This window comes from Sphingomonas sp. SL1004, assembly GCF_057815015.1.
Map to the genome: position 1 here is coordinate 3,581,482 of NZ_JBYMUX010000001.1, position 19,970 is coordinate 3,601,451.

General features: G+C 66.6%; 19 protein-coding genes. 7 read left to right on the plus strand and 12 right to left on the minus strand.

The window, feature by feature from the left end; all coding sequences use genetic code 11:
* Positions 1–79: 79 nt before the first annotated feature.
* The 4 genes from serA (at position 80) to AC3D24_RS16460 (ending at position 4,547) form a co-directional block, all read left to right on the plus strand.
* Positions 80–1,657: a phosphoglycerate dehydrogenase gene (gene serA / locus AC3D24_RS16445; protein WP_489032223.1), complete on the plus strand. Its 1,578-nt coding sequence runs from the start codon at positions 80–82 to the stop codon at positions 1,655–1,657.
* A gap of 152 nt (positions 1,658–1,809) precedes the next feature.
* Entirely contained in the window at positions 1,810–2,130 is a 321-nt protein-coding gene (locus tag AC3D24_RS16450; RefSeq protein ID WP_489033186.1) for an endonuclease domain-containing protein, read from the plus strand.
* Entirely contained in the window at positions 2,127–3,227 is a 1,101-nt protein-coding gene (locus tag AC3D24_RS16455; RefSeq protein WP_489032224.1) for an ATP phosphoribosyltransferase regulatory subunit, read from the plus strand. The genes AC3D24_RS16450 and AC3D24_RS16455 overlap by 4 nt, the downstream gene beginning before the upstream one ends.
* 30 nt (positions 3,228–3,257) lie before the next feature.
* A complete protein-coding gene (locus tag AC3D24_RS16460; RefSeq protein WP_489032225.1) occupies positions 3,258–4,547 on the plus strand; it encodes an adenylosuccinate synthase in 1,290 nt (429 codons plus the stop codon).
* Positions 4,548–4,604: 57 nt separating this feature from the next.
* On the opposite strand, the gene AC3D24_RS16465 is transcribed toward AC3D24_RS16460, so the two are convergent.
* The 11 genes from AC3D24_RS16465 to ku form a co-directional block, all read right to left on the minus strand.
* Complete coding sequence (locus tag AC3D24_RS16465) at positions 4,605–5,066, minus strand: hypothetical protein (protein WP_489032226.1); 462 nt, start codon at positions 5,064–5,066, stop codon at positions 4,605–4,607.
* A 58-nt stretch (positions 5,067–5,124) separates the two neighbouring features.
* Entirely contained in the window at positions 5,125–6,192 is a 1,068-nt protein-coding gene (gene aroC, locus AC3D24_RS16470) for a chorismate synthase (RefSeq protein ID WP_489032227.1), read from the minus strand.
* On the minus strand, positions 6,189–6,542 hold the full coding sequence (locus AC3D24_RS16475; protein ID WP_489032228.1) for a DUF2442 domain-containing protein: 354 nt from the start codon (positions 6,540–6,542) through the stop codon (positions 6,189–6,191). The genes aroC and AC3D24_RS16475 overlap by 4 nt, the downstream gene beginning before the upstream one ends.
* Positions 6,526–6,738: a DUF4160 domain-containing protein gene (locus AC3D24_RS16480; RefSeq protein ID WP_489032229.1), complete on the minus strand. Its 213-nt coding sequence runs from the start codon at positions 6,736–6,738 to the stop codon at positions 6,526–6,528. Before AC3D24_RS16480 ends, AC3D24_RS16475 begins: the two co-directional genes overlap by 17 nt.
* A gap of 35 nt (positions 6,739–6,773) precedes the next feature.
* Positions 6,774–7,577 carry an enoyl-ACP reductase FabI gene (gene fabI / locus AC3D24_RS16485; RefSeq protein WP_489032230.1) on the minus strand — a complete coding sequence of 268 codons (804 nt, stop codon included), beginning with the start codon at positions 7,575–7,577 and terminating at the stop codon, positions 6,774–6,776.
* Complete coding sequence (locus AC3D24_RS16490; RefSeq protein WP_489033188.1) at positions 7,574–8,464, minus strand: YihY/virulence factor BrkB family protein; 891 nt, start codon at positions 8,462–8,464, stop codon at positions 7,574–7,576. The genes fabI and AC3D24_RS16490 overlap by 4 nt, the downstream gene beginning before the upstream one ends.
* 82 nt (positions 8,465–8,546) lie before the next feature.
* Positions 8,547–9,485 (minus strand): DnaJ C-terminal domain-containing protein, encoded by a 939-nt coding sequence (locus AC3D24_RS16495; RefSeq protein ID WP_489032231.1) that lies wholly within the window; start codon positions 9,483–9,485, stop codon positions 8,547–8,549.
* An 89-nt stretch (positions 9,486–9,574) separates the two neighbouring features.
* On the minus strand, positions 9,575–10,468 hold the full coding sequence (locus AC3D24_RS16500) for a transglutaminase family protein (protein WP_489032232.1): 894 nt from the start codon (positions 10,466–10,468) through the stop codon (positions 9,575–9,577).
* Between the two features lie 151 nt (positions 10,469–10,619).
* On the minus strand, positions 10,620–13,058 hold the full coding sequence (locus AC3D24_RS16505; RefSeq protein WP_489033190.1) for a circularly permuted type 2 ATP-grasp protein: 2,439 nt from the start codon (positions 13,056–13,058) through the stop codon (positions 10,620–10,622).
* A gap of 469 nt (positions 13,059–13,527) precedes the next feature.
* Positions 13,528–16,053: a DNA ligase D gene (gene ligD / locus AC3D24_RS16510; RefSeq protein ID WP_489032233.1), complete on the minus strand. Its 2,526-nt coding sequence runs from the start codon at positions 16,051–16,053 to the stop codon at positions 13,528–13,530.
* Positions 16,054–16,177: 124 nt separating this feature from the next.
* Positions 16,178–17,059 carry a non-homologous end joining protein Ku gene (gene ku / locus AC3D24_RS16515; RefSeq protein ID WP_489032234.1) on the minus strand — a complete coding sequence of 294 codons (882 nt, stop codon included), beginning with the start codon at positions 17,057–17,059 and terminating at the stop codon, positions 16,178–16,180.
* Positions 17,060–17,166: 107 nt separating this feature from the next.
* Here ku and pdxH point away from each other — a divergent pair, with 107 nt between their 5' ends.
* The 3 genes from pdxH to AC3D24_RS16530 all read left to right on the plus strand — a co-directional run bounded on the left by pdxH (position 17,167) and on the right by AC3D24_RS16530 (position 19,551).
* Positions 17,167–17,745 carry a pyridoxamine 5'-phosphate oxidase gene (gene pdxH, locus AC3D24_RS16520; RefSeq protein ID WP_489032235.1) on the plus strand — a complete coding sequence of 193 codons (579 nt, stop codon included), beginning with the start codon at positions 17,167–17,169 and terminating at the stop codon, positions 17,743–17,745.
* The gene (locus tag AC3D24_RS16525) at positions 17,742–18,689 is read left to right on the plus strand and encodes a cation diffusion facilitator family transporter (RefSeq protein ID WP_489032236.1); all 948 of its coding nucleotides are present in this window, start codon (positions 17,742–17,744) and stop codon (positions 18,687–18,689) included. The genes pdxH and AC3D24_RS16525 overlap by 4 nt, the downstream gene beginning before the upstream one ends.
* 70 nt (positions 18,690–18,759) lie before the next feature.
* Positions 18,760–19,551 (plus strand): PhzF family phenazine biosynthesis protein, encoded by a 792-nt coding sequence (locus AC3D24_RS16530; RefSeq protein ID WP_489032237.1) that lies wholly within the window; start codon positions 18,760–18,762, stop codon positions 19,549–19,551.
* A 170-nt stretch (positions 19,552–19,721) separates the two neighbouring features.
* Here AC3D24_RS16530 and AC3D24_RS16535 read toward each other — a convergent pair whose 3' ends face one another.
* Entirely contained in the window at positions 19,722–19,970 is a 249-nt protein-coding gene (locus AC3D24_RS16535) for a UvrB/UvrC motif-containing protein (RefSeq protein WP_489032238.1), read from the minus strand.

The following is a 19,970-nucleotide window of genomic DNA, read 5'->3' on the forward strand; positions in this document are numbered from 1 at the left end:
GGATGACGGATTAAAGGTGTGAGGGAGGGGAAGAGAGCGAGCGCGGCCCTCCAATTCCTCGAATTCCAGGAGCAATCCCATGCCTAAAGTCCTCATTTCCGACAAAATGGATCCCCGCGCCGCCCAAATCTTCCGCGAGCGCGGGGTGGAGGTCGACGAGATCACCGGCAAGACACCCGCCGAGCTGATGGCGATCATCGGCGAGTATGACGGCCTCGCGATTCGTAGCTCGACCAAGGTTACCAAGGAAATTCTCGAGCACGCCACCAACCTCAAGGTCGTCGGCCGCGCGGGCATCGGTGTCGACAACGTCGACATCCCCGCCGCGTCGGCAAAGGGCGTGGTCGTGATGAACACCCCGTTCGGCAACTCGATCACCACCGCCGAGCACGCGATCGCGCTGATGTTCGCGCTCGCTCGCCAGTTGCCCGAGGCCGACGCTTCCACGCAGGCCGGCAAGTGGGAGAAGAACCGCTTCATGGGCGTCGAGCTGACGTCGAAGACGCTCGGGCTGATCGGGGCGGGCAATATCGGCTCGATCGTCGCCGACCGTGCACGTGGCCTCAAGATGAAGGTCGTCGCGTTCGATCCGTTCCTGACGCCCGAGCGCGCAATCGAGATCGGTGTCGAGAAGGTCACGCTCGACGAACTGCTCGCCCGCGCCGACTTCATCACGCTGCACACGCCGCTGACCGACCAGACGCGCAACATCCTCTCGGCCGAGGCGCTGGCCAAGACCAAGAAGGGCGTGCGGATCATCAACTGCGCACGCGGCGGCCTGATCGACGAGGTCGCGCTGAAGGCCGCGCTCGATTCGGGGCAGGTCGGCGGCGCCGCGCTCGACGTGTTCGTGGAAGAACCCGCCAAGGCATCGCCGTTGTTCAACACGCCGAACTTCGTCAGCACGCCGCATCTCGGCGCGTCGACCACCGAGGCGCAGGTCAACGTCGCGATCCAGGTCGCCGAGCAGATGGCCGATTACCTGATGTCGGGCGGCGTCACGAATGCGCTCAACATGCCGTCGCTGTCGGCGGAGGAAGCACCGAAATTGAAGCCGTACATGGCGCTGGCGGAGAAGCTTGGCTCGCTGGTTGGGCAGCTGACCACCGGCGCGGTGTCGCGGATCTCCGTGCATACCGAGGGTGCGGCGGCAGAGCTGAACGCGAAGCCGATCGTAAGCGCGGTGCTCGCCGGCTATCTCCAGACGCAGACCGCGACCGTCAACATGGTCAACGCGCCGGTGCTGGCGCGCGAGCGTGGTCTCGAAGTTCGCGAAGTGCGTACCGAGCGCGAGGCGGATTATCACACGCTGCTGCGCGTCGCGGTGAAGACCGAGGATGGTGAGCGTTCTGTTGCTGGCACGCTGTTCGGCGATTCCGCGCCGCGCCTGGTCGAGCTGTTGGGGATCAAGATCGAGGCCGATCTTGCCGGGCCGATGCTGTATGTCGTCAACGAGGATGCGCCGGGCTTCATCGGTCGTCTCGGGACTGCGCTGGGCGAGGCCGGGGTGAACATCGGGACGTTCCATCTTGGGCGGCGTTCGGCAGGCGGCGAGGCGGTGCTGCTCCTCTCGGTCGACGAAGCGGTGACGCCGGAGCTCCTCACCAAGGTCCGCGCGCTCCCCGGCGTGAAGACCGCGATGGGCCTCAACTTCTGACAAGACTCCCTCTCTCCTTGGGGAGAGGGTAGGGGAGAGGGGTAGTACCGAGAGATGGCGTTTGGGGCGGCCCCTCTCCCCGGCCCTCTCCCCAAAGGGGAGAGGGAGTCGTGCCTAAGACCGACGACGTCATGCTGGGCCGCGCTAAGGTCATGCGGTCCGGACAGACCGGACCTGAAATGCGGTTGTGGCATCAGGTTCGCGCCAAGCGCTTCCAGGGCGTCAAGTTCACCCGCCAGGTCGTGATCGGCCCGTTCATCGCGGACTTCGTCGCGCGTTCGCACATGCTGGTCGTCGAGCTTGACGGCGATACGCACACCGACCAAGCACGCGACGCCCGCAGGACGGCGTGGCTGGAAGAGCAGGGATATCGGGTGATCCGTTTTGCCAATACCGATGTGATGACCAACCTCGAAGGCGTTTTGCAGGTGCTCGGCGATGCACTTGCTACACGCGTGGACCTGACACGATGACCGCACTCCTCCCCGAAGGTTTCCGAGATCGCCTCCCCCCGTTCGCCGATTCGGCGGCGGCACTCGAGGCGCGCGTACTCGAAGCCGCACGTCTCCACGGCTACGAACGCGTGGATCCGCCGTTGGCCGAATTCGCCGACGGTTTGGAGATGCGGCTGAAGGCCGGCGGCCTCCACGATGCGGTGCGCTTCGTCGATCCGGTGTCGCAGCGGACGCTCGCGATCCGACCCGACATCACCGCGCAGGTCGCGCGGATCGCCGCCACCCGCATGGGGCATCACCCGCGGCCGGTGCGGCTGAGTTACGCTGGTTCGGTGCTGAAACTCCGCGCGTCGCAGCTCGCGCCGGCGCGCGAGACTAGGCAGATCGGCTGCGAGCTTATCGGGCTCGACTCGGTCGCCGCCGCGCAGGAACTCGTCGCGGTTGCGGTCGACATGATCGCAGCGGCGGACGTCGCCGGTGCGTCGATCGACTTCACGCTGCCCGATCTGGTACCGACGTTGGCTGCCGGACCGCTCCCCGTCGCGGACGACCTAGTCGCCACCCTGCGCGACCGCCTCGACGCGAAGGACGCAGGCGCGGTCGCCGCACTCGCCCCTGCCTATCTCCCCCTGATCGAAGCCGCCGGCCCGTTCGCGCAAGCCATGGACCGTCTTCGCGCTTTCGACACCACCGGCGCGCTGGCCTCGCGCCTCGACGGTCTCGCCCGCATCGCCGAAGCGCTGGACGGCCGCGTCGCGCTGACGCTCGATCCCACCGAGCGGCACGGCTTCGAATACCAGACGTGGCTCGGCTTCTCGCTCTTCGCCGATGGCAGCGCGCGTGAAGTGGGCCGCGGCGGCACCTACACCGTCGTCCACGAGAACGGCGCCGAGGAAGCCGCCACCGGCTTCTCGCTGTTCACCGATGCGTTGGTGGAGCGTACTGCCACCGTCGACCGCCGCCGCCTGTTCCTGCCCTACGGTACCCCCGCCAGCGAAGGCGCGGCAATGCGCGCGCAAGGCTGGGTCACCGTCGCCGCTTTAGACGCCGGCGACACCCCCGAAGCACAAGTCTGCACACATCTTTGGGTGGCAGGCGAGCCCCGCGCGCTGTAGGCGCTGCGCGTAATCCTCAGGAGATAGAGTTTGGCCAACGTAGCAGTCATCGGCGCGCAATGGGGCGACGAAGGCAAGGGCAAGATCGTCGACTGGCTCGCCGAGCGTGCCGACATGGTCGTCCGGTTCCAGGGCGGTCACAATGCCGGCCACACGCTGGTCGTCGGCGAGAACGTCTATAAGTTGTCGCTGCTGCCGTCGGGCATCGTGCGCGGCACGCCGTCGTTCATCGGCAACGGCGTGGTGCTCGATCCGTGGGCGCTGAAGGACGAGATCGCACGGTTGGGCGCGCAGGGCGTCGTCGCGACGCCGGAGACACTGCGGATCGCCGATACCTGCGCGCTGATCCTGCCGTTCCACCGCGATCTCGATGGCCTGCGTGAAGATGCGAGCGGCGCCGGCAAGATTGGCACCACGCGTCGTGGGATCGGGCCTGCGTATGAGGACAAGGTCGGCCGCCGTGCAATCCGCGTCTGCGATCTTGCGCATCTCGACGATCTCGGCCCGCAGCTCGATCGCCTCACTGCGCACCACGACGCGCTGCGTGCCGGCTTCGGCGAGCCGCCGATCGATCGCGCACGCCTGATCGCGGAACTGCGCGAGATCGCTGGCTTCGTGCTACCGTTCGCCAAGCCCGTCTGGCGCGATCTCAACGCCGCGCGTTCGGCGGGCAAGCGCATCCTGTTCGAGGGCGCGCAGGGCGTGCTGCTCGACGTCGACCACGGCACCTATCCGTTCGTCACCTCGTCCAACACCATCGCAGGGGCCGCAGCCGGCGGGTCTGGCCTCGGGCCATCGGCGGTCGGCTTCGTACTCGGCATCGCCAAGGCGTACACGACCCGTGTTGGCTCGGGGCCGTTCCCGACCGAGCTCGAAAATGAGACGGGCGAGCGCCTGGGCGTCCGCGGGCATGAGTTTGGCACGGTCACCGGGCGCAAGCGGCGCTGCGGCTGGTTCGACGCGGTGCTCGTGCGGCAGGCGGCGGCTGTCGGTGGCATCACCGGGATCGCGCTGACCAAGATCGATGTGCTCGACGGGTTCGAGACCGTGTCAATCTGCATCGGCTACAGCTTGCGCGGCGAGACGCTCGATTATTTCCCGGCGCATGCGGCGGACCAAGCGCTGGTCGAGCCGATCTACGAGACGATGGAAGGCTGGCAGGAGACCACCGCCGGTGCGCGCAGCTGGGCCGACCTGCCGGCGCAGGCGATCAAGTATATCCGCCGCATCGAAGAACTGATCCGCTGCCCGGTGACGTTGGTCTCGACCAGCCCGCAGCGTGCCGACACGATCCTCGTCCGCGATCCGTTCTCGGACTGATACGAAAAAGCCGGGCGATCGCTCGCCCGGCTTTTTATGTATTCGAGTAGGGTTGGATCAACGCGGTGTGGTCGTGCCGGTCGTTCCGCCCGTGGTCGATCCCATCGTACCACCGGTGGTCGTGCCACCCATGGTGCCGGTCCCGGTCGTACCGGTCGTGCCACCCATCGTGTCGGCACCCATCGTGCTGCCAGTGGTGCCCGACATCGTGCTGCCAGTCGTACCGGTGCCCGTGGTGCCGCTCATCGTGCCCGACGTCGTGCCGCGCGTACGGCTACGTGCCTTGGTGCCACGCTGCGTCCGCGTCGTTGCGGTCGAGCCGGTGGTCGTCGAGGGGGTGGCCTGATCCATCGTACCCGTCGTGCTGCCGCTCGTGCCGCCCATAGTCGACCCGCCCATGGTGCCGCCGCTCATCGTGCCACCGGTGGTGCCGCCCATCGAGCCGCTCGTGCCAGTCTGGGCCATCGCCATGCCCGGGATAATCAGGGCTGCGGCTGCGATCGAAGTCAGAATACGCATTGTTCTCTCTCCTAAGTTATTGAAGAGCAAGCGCTTCACCGCAGCATAGGTTCCGTCCTCAGCCGCACTGGCCCCGATGCAGCAACGCCTGGTCGGCCAGCACGAGCGCCACCATCGCCTCGACGACGGGGACCCCGCGAATGCCGACGCACGGGTCATGACGCCCCTTGGTGGCGATCGTCGCAGCCTCGCCGGTCGGGCTGATCGTCTCGACCGGGGTGAGGATCGAACTCGTCGGCTTGAACGCAACGCGGAGGCGGATCGGCTGGCCGGTTGCGATGCCCCCAGCGATGCCTCCGGCATGGTTGGCGAGGAATTCGGGACCGTCGACGCCCGGGCGCATCGGGTCGGCGTTGGCCTCGCCCGACAACGCGGCGGCGGCGAACCCGTCGCCGATCTCAATGCCCTTGACCGCGTTGATGCTCATGCAGGCGGAGGCGAGTTCGGAATCGAGCTTGGCGTAGAGTGGCGCGCCCCAGCCGGCGGGCACGCCGGTCGCCTCGCATGCGATTATGGCGCCGAGCGACGAGCCCGACTTCCGCGCCGCGTCGACGAGGATTTCCCAGCGAAGCGCGGCGTCGGCATCGGGGCAGAAGAACGGATTCTGGTCGATCTGCGCATCGTCGAAGTTCGCGGGGTCGATCGCATCGCCACCGATCGCCTCGACCCAGGCACGGACGCGGACCTGCGGCACGACGCGCCGGGCGACCGCACCGGCGGCAACGCGCGCCGCCGTCTCGCGCGCCGACGAACGACCGCCGCCACGGAAATCGCGGAACCCGTATTTCGCGTCATAGGCATAGTCCGCATGGCCGGGGCGATAGGCCTTGGCGACGTCCGAATAATCCTTCGAGCGCTGGTCGACATTCTCGATCATCAGGCTGATCGGCGTTCCGGTGGTGCGGCCTTCGAATACGCCTGAGAGGATGCGTACCGTATCTGGCTCGCGCCGCTGCGTGGTGAAACGCGAGGTGCCGGGGCGGCGCTTGTCGAGCCAAGGCTGGATGTCCGCCTCCGTCAGCGGAATTCCAGGTGGGCAACCGTCGACGACTGCGCCGAGCGCAGGCCCATGGGACTCGCCCCAGGTGGTGAAGCGGAACAGCCGTCCAAACGTATTGAAGCTCATTCCGCTGCGACCGCGTCCCAGGCGGCGCCGAACCGCTCCGCCATATAGCGCGCTGTGCCGAAACGACCGGCCATCAGTCCGGCGACGGTAAAGTCGGCGTCGAGCGACTCCCAATGCAAACCAAATCCGACGCCTAGGACTTCGACTTCCGCGATCTGGTCGGCGGTCGCACGATCAAAGCCCTGCAACAGCGATGGTGGAAACGCGAACGTCGATCCATTGACTAGATCGACCACGATACGATCCTGGTCGCTATCGTAGCGTGCGCTCTTGGCGCGCGGGTTGGTCGCCATTGCGATGCGACCGCGTTCGTTCGCCGCCAGAATGTCTTCGTCAGTCAGCTCGGTCATGGATTTCGACCCATTTCATCAGTAGCGTTGTCTGGTTCCGAGCGACGGCGGTTAACGCGCGCCGCTGCATCGCTCCGCTCAGTCCTTCCGCATATATCATGCGCGGCGACCGCCCGTCGCCTCCGATCTCAATCTTCGCTTCGCCGTCTCCGAATACGTGAACATGCGCGGGTGCGTGATCGTCGAGGAAGATCATGAACCGCAGGCCATGTAGCCGGAGGACGATCGGCATCAAGCCAAGGCGATATCGGGGGCGTCTTCGGCCTTCATGCCGATCACGTTGTAGCCCGCGTCCACGTGGTGCGTCTCGCCCGTCACGCCCGAAGCGAGGTCGCTCAGCAAATACAGCCCCGCGCCGCCGACGTCATCGATCGTCACGTTGCGCTTCAGCGGCGAGTTCAGCTCGTTCCACTTCAGGATCAGGCGGAAATCGCCGATCCCGCTCGCCGCCAGCGTCTTGATCGGACCCGCCGAGATTGCATTCACGCGGATGTTGTCGCGACCGAGGTCGACCGCCAGATACTGCACGCTCGTCTCCAGCGCCGCCTTGGCCACGCCCATCACGTTGTAATGCGGAATGACCTTCTCCGCGCCGTAATAGCTGAGCGTCAGCATCGCGCCGCCCTCGGTCATCATCTTGGCCGCGCGCTGCGCCACCGCGACGAACGAATAGACCGAGACGTTCATCGTCATCAGGAAATTGTCGAGGCTGGTATCGACGAACCGCCCACGCAGCTCGTTCTTGTCCGAAAAGCCGATCGCATGGACGACGAAGTCGATCGTCGGCCATTCTTCCGCCAGCTTGTCGAAGGTCGCATCGAGCGCGCCCATGTCCGACACGTCGCAGTCGAACAGCCGCGCCACGCCCAGCTGCTCGGCGAGCGGGCGGACGCGCTTCTCCATCGTCTCGCCCTGATAGCTGAACGCGAGCTCCGCGCCTGCCTCGGACAGCTTCTTGGCGATCCCCCAGGCCAGCGACTTGTCGTTCGCCAGACCCATGATCAACCCACGCTTGCCCGCCATCAAACCGTTCACGCCGTCCCCGCCTCTGCCTGCATATCCGTAGCGGGTTGCTCTAGCGTTGTTTCGGGTGGTTCCGCCAGTGCCGCGTTGAGATGGGCACCGAATACCAGCCCGAGCCCGATGACGTAGAAAAACAACAGCATGATGACAACGCCCGCCAAACTGCCATAGGTCAGGTCGTACCCGCCGAGCCGCGACAGGATCACCGGCAGCAACGCGGTCGCGCTGACCCACCACGCGGTCGTAAACAACGCGCCGGGCCATTTGCGACACTTCGAATAGCGATAGCGCGACGGCGTCACCGAATAGAACAGCAAATACAACGCGCCGAACATAAGCAGGCCGGGGATAAGACGCGACAACCCGACCCACCCAGCGGCGTCCTGCGCGAACGGCACGAGGCGATAGATAAACTGCTCGGCCGCGGTCAGAATACCCTGAACCAGGAACGACAGCAGCGCGATCACCACCGACAGGATGATCACTGCGGACGACCCGAGCCGCGATTTCCAGAACGGCGCGGTCGCCTTGATCCCGTACGCGCGGTGGAAGATATCGCGGATTGTCTCGACGAAGCTGCCGACCGTCCACAGTCCGACGAGCGCGCCGAGCCACAGCAGCGATCCGGTCCGCGCGGCGAGCACGTCGGCGATCGGCTTGCGCAACAGGTCGCCGACGTTGGGCGGCAGGACGTTCAGGAACGACTCGACCGCGCGCACCGTCTCGACGCTCTGCCCGAAGATCGACAGGATCGCGGCGGCGACGATGAAAAACGGGAACACCGTCATCAACGCGAGATAGGCGAGATTCCCCGCGTGGATGAAGCCATCGTTGAACACGCCGACGGCTGCGCGTTTGAAAACCTCGAACGCGTAACTGCCTGGCCTGACCTTCGCCATGCCACGAGTGAGACGGGCGCGCGTCGCACCATGATCGTGCGCGCGCGCTTCGGGCGTTAGGGTATTATCATTCACAAGGCGTTCAGACGCCCATGGCCCCCCGAGGGTTCCCCGCCTCGCGTCCATCCCAGCTTTCGACGAACGCGGTCAGCGCCGCATCGCTGGCGGGAATGTCGATCATCAGCGTGACCAACTGGTCGCCCCGCGTACCGCCTTTCTTGTGGAAACCCTTGCCCTTGAGCCGCAGCGTCTTGCCCGACGTCGTGCCCTTGGGGATCGTCAGCATCACCGGCTTGTCGACCGTCGGCGCCTTGATCGAGCCGCCCAGCACCGCCTCTGCGAGCGTGATCGGCAGTTCCAGTCGAACGTCGTCGCCGTCACGGATGAAGAATTTGTGCGGCTGCACCTCGATCGTCAGGATCGCATCGCCCGCGCCGCCCGGACCCTGCTCACCCTTGCCGGCCAGCTTCATCTGCGTGCCGCTCTCGACGCCGGCGGGCAGCTTGAGGTCGAGCGTCTTGCCGTCGGACAGCGTCACGCGCTGCGGCTCCAGCGTCGCGGCTTCGACGAACGGGACCTGCAGGCGATACGCGACATTCTCGCCCTTTGGCTGCGGCCTGCGCCCGAAACCGCCGGAGAACCCGCCGCCGCCGCCACGCTGCGCGCCGCCGAACAGGCCCTCGAAGATATCGCTCATGTCGGCCCCGCCGGCGCCACTCTCATAGCCCTCGCTGCGGAAGCCGCCGCCGGGCTGGGGGCGCCCGCCGCCACCGCCGCCGAAGCCAAACGGTGACGCAGGGTTGCCGTCGCCGTCGATCTCGCCGCGATCGAACCGCGCGCGCTTGTCCTTGTCGTTCAGCAGGTCGTACGCGTTGGTGACCGTGCTGAACCGCTCCGACGCCTTCGGGTTGTCCTTGTTGCGATCGGGATGAAGCTCTTTCGCGAGCTTGCGGTACGCCTTCTTGATGTCGGCTTCGGTCGCGTCGCGCGCTACACCCAGAGTCTTGTACGGATCGGCCACTTACGTCCCCATTCTTACTTGCGCGTCTATGTGGGGGGAGCGCCCGCGCAACGCAATTGCGCGTGTGCGTATGGCTTGAGCCCGGGCGCTCAGATCGCGACGGCATCGTCCAACGGCGCCACGTCGACGCTGACATCCATATTCTGCGCACCCGACCCGAGAACGACCCCATCGACCGGCGCGATCTCGGCATAATCCCGGCCGACCGCCATCACGATATGATCGCTCGCCATCCAGATTCCGTTGGTCGGATCGACTCCGATCCAGCCGCGCGCCGGGCCGCACCACAGCAATACCCACGCATGCGTCGCATCCGCCCCGACGAGGCGGGGCTGACCTTGGGGCGGGATCGTCCGGATATAGCCTGACGCATAGGCTGCGGGGAGGCCCGCGGCGCGCAGGCCGGTGATCATGATCTGCGCGAAATCTTGGCACACGCCCTTGCGCTGGAGGAACGCCTCGTGCGGCGGCGTATCGACCAGCGTCGCGTCGGCATCGAACTCGAACTCTTCCTGGATCCGACGGGCGAGCGCGATCCCCGCCTCCAGCGCGCCTCGCCACGGATCGAGATCGACCGCGCAATAGTCCGCGATCGTCTGGTCGAGCGGGATCAGCGGGGAGGGGTAGATATAGTTCGCCGGGCTCGCCGCGGAGAGATCGGTGCTCGCGCGCGCCATCGCCGCGATCTCGCCCAGCGTCGGATCGCTGGCGTCGGGCACGGGCACGAGTCGGTCGACCGTCATCCGCGACCGGCTTTCGATCGTCAGATGCCGCACCGGACTGTCGACCACCAGCCGCGTGACGTTGGCGAGCCCTGCCTCCGCGCGCGCGGCACTGGTCCGCCCAGCCGGATGCACCGACAGCGCATAGCTATCGAGGTGCTGCCCCGGCCAGTCGATCGGCTTCAACCGCAGATTGCAGCGCGCAAACTTGACGCTCGCGCCGTAATCGAACGTGGTGACGTGGCGGATATCGTAGATCATGAAAATCCTCCCCGGTACGGGGAGGGGGACCGCCAGCTTGCTGGTGGTGGAGGGGGGGCGCCACGAACGGTGCGCTGGTGGAGAGCCCCCTCCACCATGCGCTGCATGGTCCCCCTCCCCGTACCGGGGAGGATTTGCACGGTCACGCCTCTCACGCCAAGGTCAGCCCGCTAGTCCGCAACGGCTCGGCCCCCTGCAGGAAATACCGTCGCGCCAGCGCATCCGACACCGCACCAAGCCGCCGCTCGATATCTCCCAGCGTCTCCGCATTCAACTCCGCGGCCGTCGCGGTCATCATGATCGCCTGCAACCCGGTCGCCTGCGCCTGTTGCGGCTCCGCCATCTCGTCGTCGCTGAGCACCGGCAATTCCGCCAACCGCGCCGCGATCCGCTCCGCCGAAAACGCCAGACTGCGCGGATTGCCCGGATCGAGCGCCACCAGATCCATCACCGGCACGCGTGCGATCCCGGTCGGATAACGCTGCCGATAACTGATCTGGCTATCGGCGAGGTCGAGCAGAACCGACAGGTCGTCCGGCGACGCGCCCGGCATCCCGAACAACCGGATCGCACGCGCCATCGCCATCGCCCGCTCCACGCGCCGCCCGAGATCGTGGAAGCGCCATGCCGCCGTCCGCCCCATATGCTCCGCCGACAGCCCCGCGATCGCCGCATAGCGCCGTTGCAGCGACCCCGCCCGCTCCAGCATCCCGCGATGCGTCGGGAAGGGCGCCTCGAGCAACCGCACCATGTCCGCCGACAACCGATCGCGGGAGCCTTCGCCGATTTCGCGGGCGTTGCGGTTTAGCGTCAGGATCGACTGCCACGCCTCGTCCTCCATCGCGGTGCGGGCGAGCGCGGTCAGGTCGGCGCGGCGCAGCGACGGCGGGTGCGGCGCGCTGCCCGCGCCGACGATCAGCCCGACCAGCTTGCCGACCGTGGTGGGCGACAGCACGGCGCCGCCGTCGACGTCGATCGAATTGCCGAGCATCACCCGGATCGCGCCAAGCAGCGCCTCGCCGCGCTCCAGATAGCGCCCGAGCCAGTAGAAATTGTCCGCCACCCGGCTCGGCAACGTGCCCGGATTGCGGCGGACGTGGAGCGAATCGGGTGCGGTCAGCAGCGACACGGGCGCGACCGGCTCCGCGCCGTAGATGCAGACGTCCGCAGACCAGATCCCTTCGCCCATCACCGCCGCCCGCGCGTCAGGATGCTCGCCAATCCGCGCGAATCCGCCGGGGAGGACGGTCCATTCGCCGTCGCCGTTACGCGCCGCGAACACGCGCAGGGTGAAGGGGCGGGGGACCAGCGCGTCGCCAACGACGACCGGCATGGTCGAGAGTTGGACCAGTTCCTGCCCGACATAATCCTGCGGCCTGTTCGCCATGTCGGCGAGCAGGCGCGTCCGGGCCTCGCCGGTGATGTCTGCGCCGGTGGTCGGGCCGCCGGTCATCCCGAGTGGGCGCGCGTGGAAAGCGGGCCCGATCAGCAGGCGATCGAAATTGGCGTCGACCTGCGCGCGCGCGCCGTCCTGCCCACACCACCACGTCGCGATGTTGGGGAGCAGCAGGTCTTCCCCAAGCAGCGATTTCGCCAGCTGCGGCAGGAACGCCGAGAACGCCGGCGCCTCCAGCACGGCCGAGCCCGGCGCGTTCGACAGCACGACGTTGCCGGCTGCGTACGCGTCGATCAGCCCGGGCACGCCGATCTGCGAATGCGTGTCGAACGCCAGCGGATCGAGCAGCCGCGGGTCGAGCCGCCGCCACAGCGCATCGATACGCTTGAGCCCACCGATGGTGCGGACATAGACCTTGTCCTCGAGCGCGGCGAGATCGGCGCCCTCGACCAGCAGCAGTCCAAGATAGCGCGCGAGGTGTGCCTGTTCGGGATAGCTCGGGTTGAACCGGCCGGGCGTGAGCAGCCCGATCCGCGGGTCGGTCCGCTTGCACATCGCCGCGATCCCGGCGCGGAACGCGGCGAAGAACGGCGCGTGGCGCTGGACGTTGAGCCGATCCTGCAACCCGCCGAGCGTGCGGCTGACGGCGATGCGGTTCTCCAGCGCATATCCCGCGCCGGCGGGGGCGCGGAGGTGATCGGCGAGCACGCGCCACTCGCCGGTCGGCCCGCGGCCGAGATCGATCGCGATGAAATCGAGATGGCGGCCGCCGGGCGGGTCGAGCCCGACCATCGGGCGGAGGAAGAACGGGCTGCCGGTGACGAGCGCGGCGGGGATGTGGCCGTCGGCGACCAGCTTTCCCTCGCCGTAGAGGTCGGCGATCACCGTTTCCATCAGCGTCGCACGCTGGATCACGCCGCGCGCTATGCCGGCCCATTCGCCGGCTTCGATCAGCAAGGGTACGGGCGAGACGGGCCAGGGGCGCTCGTCCGGTTCGTCGGCGATGCGGAAGCCGGTGCCGATGTCGACCGCGTGGCGCTGGACGCGTTCGCGGATGTGGCCGAGGTCGTCCGAAGCGACGGTCGCGAGCTCGGCGAACATCGCCGCCCAGGCGGGGTCGGCGTCTTCGCAGAGCACGTCCGCGCTGGTGCTGCGCGCGCAATAGTCGGCGATCCAGCGCTCGGCGTGGATCATCGCGTCGAAAAGGGGCGCGGTTTGCGTCGCCGTGTCCAATGCCTCAAGCCCCCGAATGCAGGCGGCGGTGTTTCACCTTTCGACGCGGCGGTGCAACATAAATTGTTGCAGAGGCGGATGCGCTTCGCCGTATCGGTTGGACGATCGTAGCCATCCCCACCCGTCGCTCGTCACTCACTCCAGCCCCACCCGTCATCCCAGCGAAAGCTGGGATATTCTGCTTGGCGGACGCGACGCTCGCCCCATGAATATCCCAGCTTTCGCTGGGATGACGGGTGGGGAGGGGGCGCAGCTGGGTAGGGTAGGGCTGGGTAAAAGTGAAAGACTCCCCACGCGCTCAACCACCCCGGTGGAGGCCGGGGCCCAATTGGGGGACGGCGATAATGAAGGGCATCGCGCCGTTACGACTAACTTTCCAATTGGGCCCCGGCCTTCGCCGGGGTGGTTGTGCGTTGGGAGGGGCGGCCGCTCACAAATCCGGTAGAACCTGATCCGCCACACCCCAACCCGCCAACGCCCGCGACCCAGCCCGCGCGATCAACTCCGCCCCATCCCTTACACCCCAGCGCGCCGCCGTCTCGATATCGCGCAACTCGGTCCACGATACCGGTGCCGCTACCGGCGCGCCCGCTCTCGCCCGCGCCGAATACGGCATTACCGCGGTTGCGCCGCGCTGGTTGCGGAGCCAGTCGATGAAGATGCGGCCCTTGCGCTTGGCCTTCGCCATCGTCGCGACGAAGCGCTCGGGCTCGGCGCCCGCCATCGCTCGCGCGAAGCGGTCTGCGAAGTCCTTCACCGCCGGCCATTCGGCGTCAGGCGTGAGCGGCACGACGACGTGCACGCCCTTGCCGCCCGACAGCATCGGGAAGCTGACCAGCCCCAGTTCGGCGAGCTGGTTCTTCAGATGCTCGGCCGCCTTTTTCGTATCACCGAAGTCGAGCCCCTCGTCGGGATCGAGATCGAACACGAGGCGGTCGGGCTTCTCCAAGGTCGCATTCGACGAGCCCCAGCCGTGGAACTCGATCGTTCCCATTTGCACGCACGCGACCAGCCCGTCCGCGTCGTCGACATAGAGATAATCTTCGGTCGAGCCGTCCTTCTCGCGGATCGGCACTTGGTGGACCGCGTCGCCGAAGCTGCCAGCGTCGTGTTTCTGGAAGAAGCACGCGCGCGAGCGGCCTTGCGGGCAGCGGACTAGGCTGACTGGCCGGTTGGCGGCGAACGGCAGCATGATGCCCGAGACTGCGACGTAATAATCCGCCAGATCGCCCTTGGTGACGTCGGACTTGTCGAAGATCACGCGGTCGCGGCTGCTGACCTTTATGTTGGTCTCCGGTGCGGCGGTCTCTTCCACCTCCGGCAGCGGGGCGGGCGTCTCGGCGACGACGTCCTTCGCCGCCTTGTCCTCGCGCAGGCCGATGAAGCTCGAATGGCGCAGCACGCCGTCGGGCGTGACTTCGGCGTAGGCGACCTCCGCGACGAGTTTCGGCGTGACCCATTTCGCACCGCGGACGGCGGCTTTGGGGGCCTCGACGGTCGGCGTCTTGCGATCGAGCGCGTCGAGCTTGTCGCGGATCTCGTCCATCAGCGCCTGGTCGAACCCGGTGCCGACCTTGCCGGCGTACCGATAGCCTTTGCCCTCGCGGACGCCGAGCAGCAGCGACTTGAACCCGCGTTTCTTGTCGGATGGGAGCCAGCCCACGATCACGAATTCCTGGCGGTGCGTGCATTTGACCTTGAGCCACGCCTTGGTACGCTTGCCCGCATAGGGCGCGTCGGCGCGTTTCGAGACGATGCCCTCCAGGCCTTCGCGGCACATCGTCTCGAACAATTGCTCGCCCGCGCCGATGACGTGGTCGGAGTAGCGGAGGCGGTCCTCGTCCTCGGGGATAAGAGGTTGGAGGCGCGCCTTGCGGTCGAGGTTGGAGAGGCCGGTCAGGTCTTCGCCATCGAGGGCGAGCAGGTCGAACGCGAACAGCGTCATGTCGCCGCCCGCGGAGATCGCGTCCTTCAGCGTCGAGAAGTCAGGGTGGCCGTCCTTGAACGCGACGATCTCGCCGTCGATCAGCGCGGATTTTACCGGGAGTTTGGCGGCGGCCTCGGCGATTGCGGCGAACTTGTCGGTCCAGTCGAGGCCAGTGCGGGTGAAGACCTTGGCCTTGGCATTGGCGACGGAGATCAGTGCGCGGTAGCCGTCGTATTTTACCTCGTGCAGCCAGGCGGAGCCGGTGGGGACGGCGTCGACGAGGGTGCAGAGTTGCAGGTCCTGAAATTCCTCCCCGGCACGGGGAGGGGGACCGCCGCGACCTTTCGCGGGGGTGGAGGGGGGCTTGCCGTTGGCGACACCTTTACGGCTGGCGGTACTCTTGCGGCCCGCCCCCTCCACCAGCTTCGCTGGTCCCCCTCCCCGTGCCGGGGAGGATTTGCCTTCTTCGATCTCGATCATCGTGCGGCCGGTCGAGACGCTGGTCAGGGCTTCCTCGACCAGCGTGTCGGTGCCGCCGGCCGCGGCGTCGTCGATCTTGCGGAGGAGCCAGTTCTCGCGCTTCTCCTCTGCGCGGGGCTTCAGGCGGATGAGCAGCCATTCGCCTTTCATCCGCTCGCCATCGAGGACGAAGTGGAGGTGGCCCTTGTCGAGATCCTTCGCCGACTTGCCCTTGATCGGCGACCAGGTGCCGCGGTCCCACAGCATTACCGTGCCGCCGCCATATTCGCCGGCGGGGATCGTACCTTCGAAGGTGGCGTAGCTGAGCGGGTGGTCCTCGGTGCGGACAGCGAGGCGCTTTTCGTTGGGGTCGAGGCTGGGGCCTCGGGTGACCGCCCAGCTTTTGAGGACGCCGTCGATTTCGAGGCGGAAATCCCAGTGGAGGCGGGTCGCGTCGTGCTTCTGGACCATGAACGAATTGCCGTTGCCAGGGGCTAGCGTGCCCGCGGGTTCGGCGGTCTTGGTGAAGTTCCGCTTGGAATTGTAGAGCGCGAGGGGATCGACAGCCATCTACTCCCCTCCCGCAAGCGGGAGGGGCTGGGGGTGGGCTCGCGCCATCGCCAACCGCTCCGTTCGAGGAGAGCGCGAGCCCACCCCCGACCCCTCCCGCTCACGGGAGGGGAGGAGAATAAGGCTATGCACGCTTTTTTGCCGCGACGGGCTTGTTCGCAGCGGCCTTCGCAGGCGCCTTCTTGGCCGGCGTCTTCTTCTCCGCAGCCTTGGCCGGCTCCTTCGCCGCCATCGACTTCTTCAACGCCGCCATCAGGTCGACCACGTTCGAGCCCGTCTTCCCGCCGGTGTCCTTGTCCTCGATGATCTTCTTCCCGTTCGACTTGCGCTTGCGTTCGATCAGATCCTTCAGCGCGTCGACGTAGCGATCGTGGAACTCCTGCGGGTGGAAATCGCCGCTCCGCTTCCCGATCAGCGCCTCGGCCAGTTCCAGCAATTCCTCGGACGGCTTGTCATCAGGGATATCGCGGAAATACCCCTGCGCCTTGTGCACCTCGTCGGCATAGCGCAGCGTCTCCAGCACCATGCCGCGCCCGCACGGTTTCAGGCTGACGACATATTCGCGGCCGCGCATTGCGAGCTGGCCTAGGCCGACTTTCTTCGTCCGCTTCAACGCCTCGCGCAGAACGATGAACGCTTCCTCCGCGAGGTCATCCGCGGGCACCACGAAATAAGGCTTCTCGTAATAGAGCACGTCGATCTCGCTCGCATCGACGAACTGCGTCAGCTCCAGCGTCTTCTTCGACTCGAGCTTCACCGCGTCGATCTCGTCCTGGTCGAGCAGGACGTATTCGCCCTTCGAAACCTCGTATCCCTTCATGATCTCGTCGGCATCGACCGGGCCGACGCCGGTGACCACCTTGTCGTAATGGATCGGCTGGCCCGACGGCTCGTGGATCTGCTTGAACGACACCGCCGCGCCGGATTTCGTCGCGGAATAGATCTCGACCGGGATCGAGACGAGGGCCAGCCGGATCTGCCCCTGCCAATATGCGCGTGCTGCCACTTGGCGTCCCTTCGTTGCGGAAACGATTCGATTACCTGGGTCAATCATCGGCACGGTAGAGTCGTTCCCAAGTTTCGTTCCGCGCCGAATCCCGCTAAGGCGCGCGCATGTCAGACGATCCTTTCACGCTGTTCGATAGCTGGTACGCCGAAGCCAAGCAGTCCGAGCCGAACGATCCGAATGCGGTCGCGCTTGCGACGGCGGATGCCGAGGGGCGGCCTTCGGTGCGCATGGTGCTGTTGAAGGGCCACGGTCCGGACGGTTTCGTGATCTATACCAACCGCGAGAGCCGCAAGGCGGGCGAACTGGCGGCCAATCCGCAGGGTGCGCTGCTGTTCCACTGGAAGTCGCTGCGCCGGCAGATCCGCATCGAGGGGCCGGTATCATGGGCGACCGACGAAGAGTCGGACGCCTATTTCGCCTCTCGCGGTCGTGATTCGCAGCTGGGCGCGTGGGCGTCGGAGCAGTCCCGGCCGCTCGACAGTCGCGAGACGTTCGAGCAGCGCTTTGCCGAAATGACCGCGAAGTTCGAGGGGCAGGACGTGCCAAGGCCGCCGCATTGGGGTGGCTACCGCGTGACGCCGACGCGGATCGAGTTCTGGCAGGACCGCGCGCATCGTCTTCACGAGCGCCGGCTGTTTACGCGTCAGGACGGCGGCTGGAGCGAAGGGCTGCTGTTCCCATGACGCAGGACGAACGTCGCAGGGTCATACCCCTCGCAACCCGCGCGGCGCTCGCCAGCGTCGCGATGGCGTGTTTCCTGCTGCTGCTGAAGGGCTTTGCGGCGTGGTCGACGGGCTCGGTGGCAATGCTGGGGTCGCTCGCCGACACCGCGCTCGACCTGCTCGCGTCGCTGGTCACGCTGTACGGCGTGCGGCTCGCGGCGACGCCGGCGGATCACGACCACCGCTTTGGCCACGGCAAGGCGGAGGCGCTGGCTGCGCTGTTCCAGGTCATGCTGATCACCGCTTCCGCTGTCGGCATCGCTTGGCGCGCGATCCTGGCGTTCGGTGATCCGCAGCCGACCACCGGCGCCGATTTCGGCATCGGCGTGTCGGTGATCGCGATCGTCGCGACGGTGTTCCTGCTGTCCTATCAGCGCCGGATCATACGCCAGACCGGCTCGGTCGCGATCCTCGCGGACAACGTGCATTACCAGTCCGACGTGCTGCTCAACGGATCGGTGATCGTTGCGCTGGTGCTCGATCAATATGTCGGGTGGAGCGGCGCGGATCCGATCTTCGGCATCGTCATCGCGCTGTGGCTCGCCTGGGGTGCGTTCCAGGCGTCGTCGAACGCGATCGACCAGTTGATGGACAAGGAATGGCCCGAGGATCTGCGGTCGCAGTTCCTCGATGTCGCCGCGCGGCAGCCCGGCATCCGCGGTATCCACGATTTCCGCACGCGGCGCTCGGGGAGCCACGACTTCGCGCAGTTCCACATGGAGGTCGCTCGCGACCTGACGGTGGCCAACGCGCACGACATCGTCGAGGCGGTCGAGCGCAATTTGCGCACCGCGTTCCCGAAGGTCGAGGTGCTGATCCATCTCGATCCGGAGGGGCACGTCGATACCGACAATCCGCTGGTCGAGGCGGACGTGACGCCGCACTGGTTCGGCAAGCGGGTATAACCCGCTTGGGGTTCGGTAAGCGGGTATAACCCGCTCGGGGTTCGGCAAGCGGGTCTAAGGGGCTTCAGACATGAGAATACCGTTCGCGCAGATCGATGCGTTTTCCGACACGCCGTTCGGCGGCAACCAGGCGGCGGTGATGCCGCTGTCCTCGTGGCTCGACGACGACGTGCTGTTGAACATCGCGCAGGAGAACAACCTGAGCGAGACGGCGTTCATCGTCGCGTCGGATGACGAAGGCGTCGATTTCGACCTGCGCTGGTTTACGCCGGGGGCGGAGGTTGCGCTGTGTGGTCACGCGACGCTGGCGAGCGGGCATTTCGTGCTGTCGTCGGATACCGCGCTCGACTGCGTGCGGTTCCGGACTCGGCAGGCGGGGATGCTGGAGGTTGCGCGGGCGGATAGCGGGTACACGCTGGAGCTGCCGGCTTGGGGGCCGAGTCCGAAGGCGATCCCGGAGATCGTCGCGGCGTTGAACATTGCATCGCCGGTCGAGACGTTGTGGCACGAGAAGGGGTATGCGCTCGTGATCGTCGAGAACGAGGGCATCGTGCGTGACCTGAAGCCGGACTTCGCGGCGCTGGCGAAGTTCCCGATCGTCGCGATCGTCGCGGCGCGGGGGGAGGCGACCGACATCGTCAGCCGGGTGTTCACGCCGTATTATGCGATCGACGAGGATCCGGTGACGGGCTCGGCGCATGCGGTGATGGTGCCGTATTGGGCGCCTATGCTGGGCGACAGCTTTACCGCGTATCAGGCGAGTGCGCGGGGTGGGAAGCTGTCGTGTCGGCTCGAGGGGGACCGGGTGGTGCTTGGGGGATCGTGCGTTACGACGATCGAGGGCACGTTCCTGCTGCCTTGAGTGCCTAGTGCCCTTTTTTGATCCTCCCCCGCCAGGGGGAGGTGGCTGGCGCTTGCCAGTCGGAGGGGGAGGACGCGAACCCGACGTGATCGCTTACCGCCCCCTCCGTCGCCTTCGGCGCCACCTCCCCCTGGCGGGGGAGGATTGCACGATCGGGACGTCATTTCGGATTACCGCTTGCGCCCCCTGGTCATCGGATCGGGTTTTTTCGGTTTTACCCAGCCTGGCGGCGGCGTCATGCGCTGCTGGCTGGTGCCGAGTCCCATCGCACCCGGTTGTTGCCGGGTCAGCCCAGCCGTGTCCGCGACCTCGCCGCCACCGCGCAACACGCTGATCTGATCGCGCAACTTGCCCGCCGTCTCGAAGTCCATCGCGGCGGCGGCGGCTTCCATCTGGCGGCGCAAGGTTTCGATATCCAT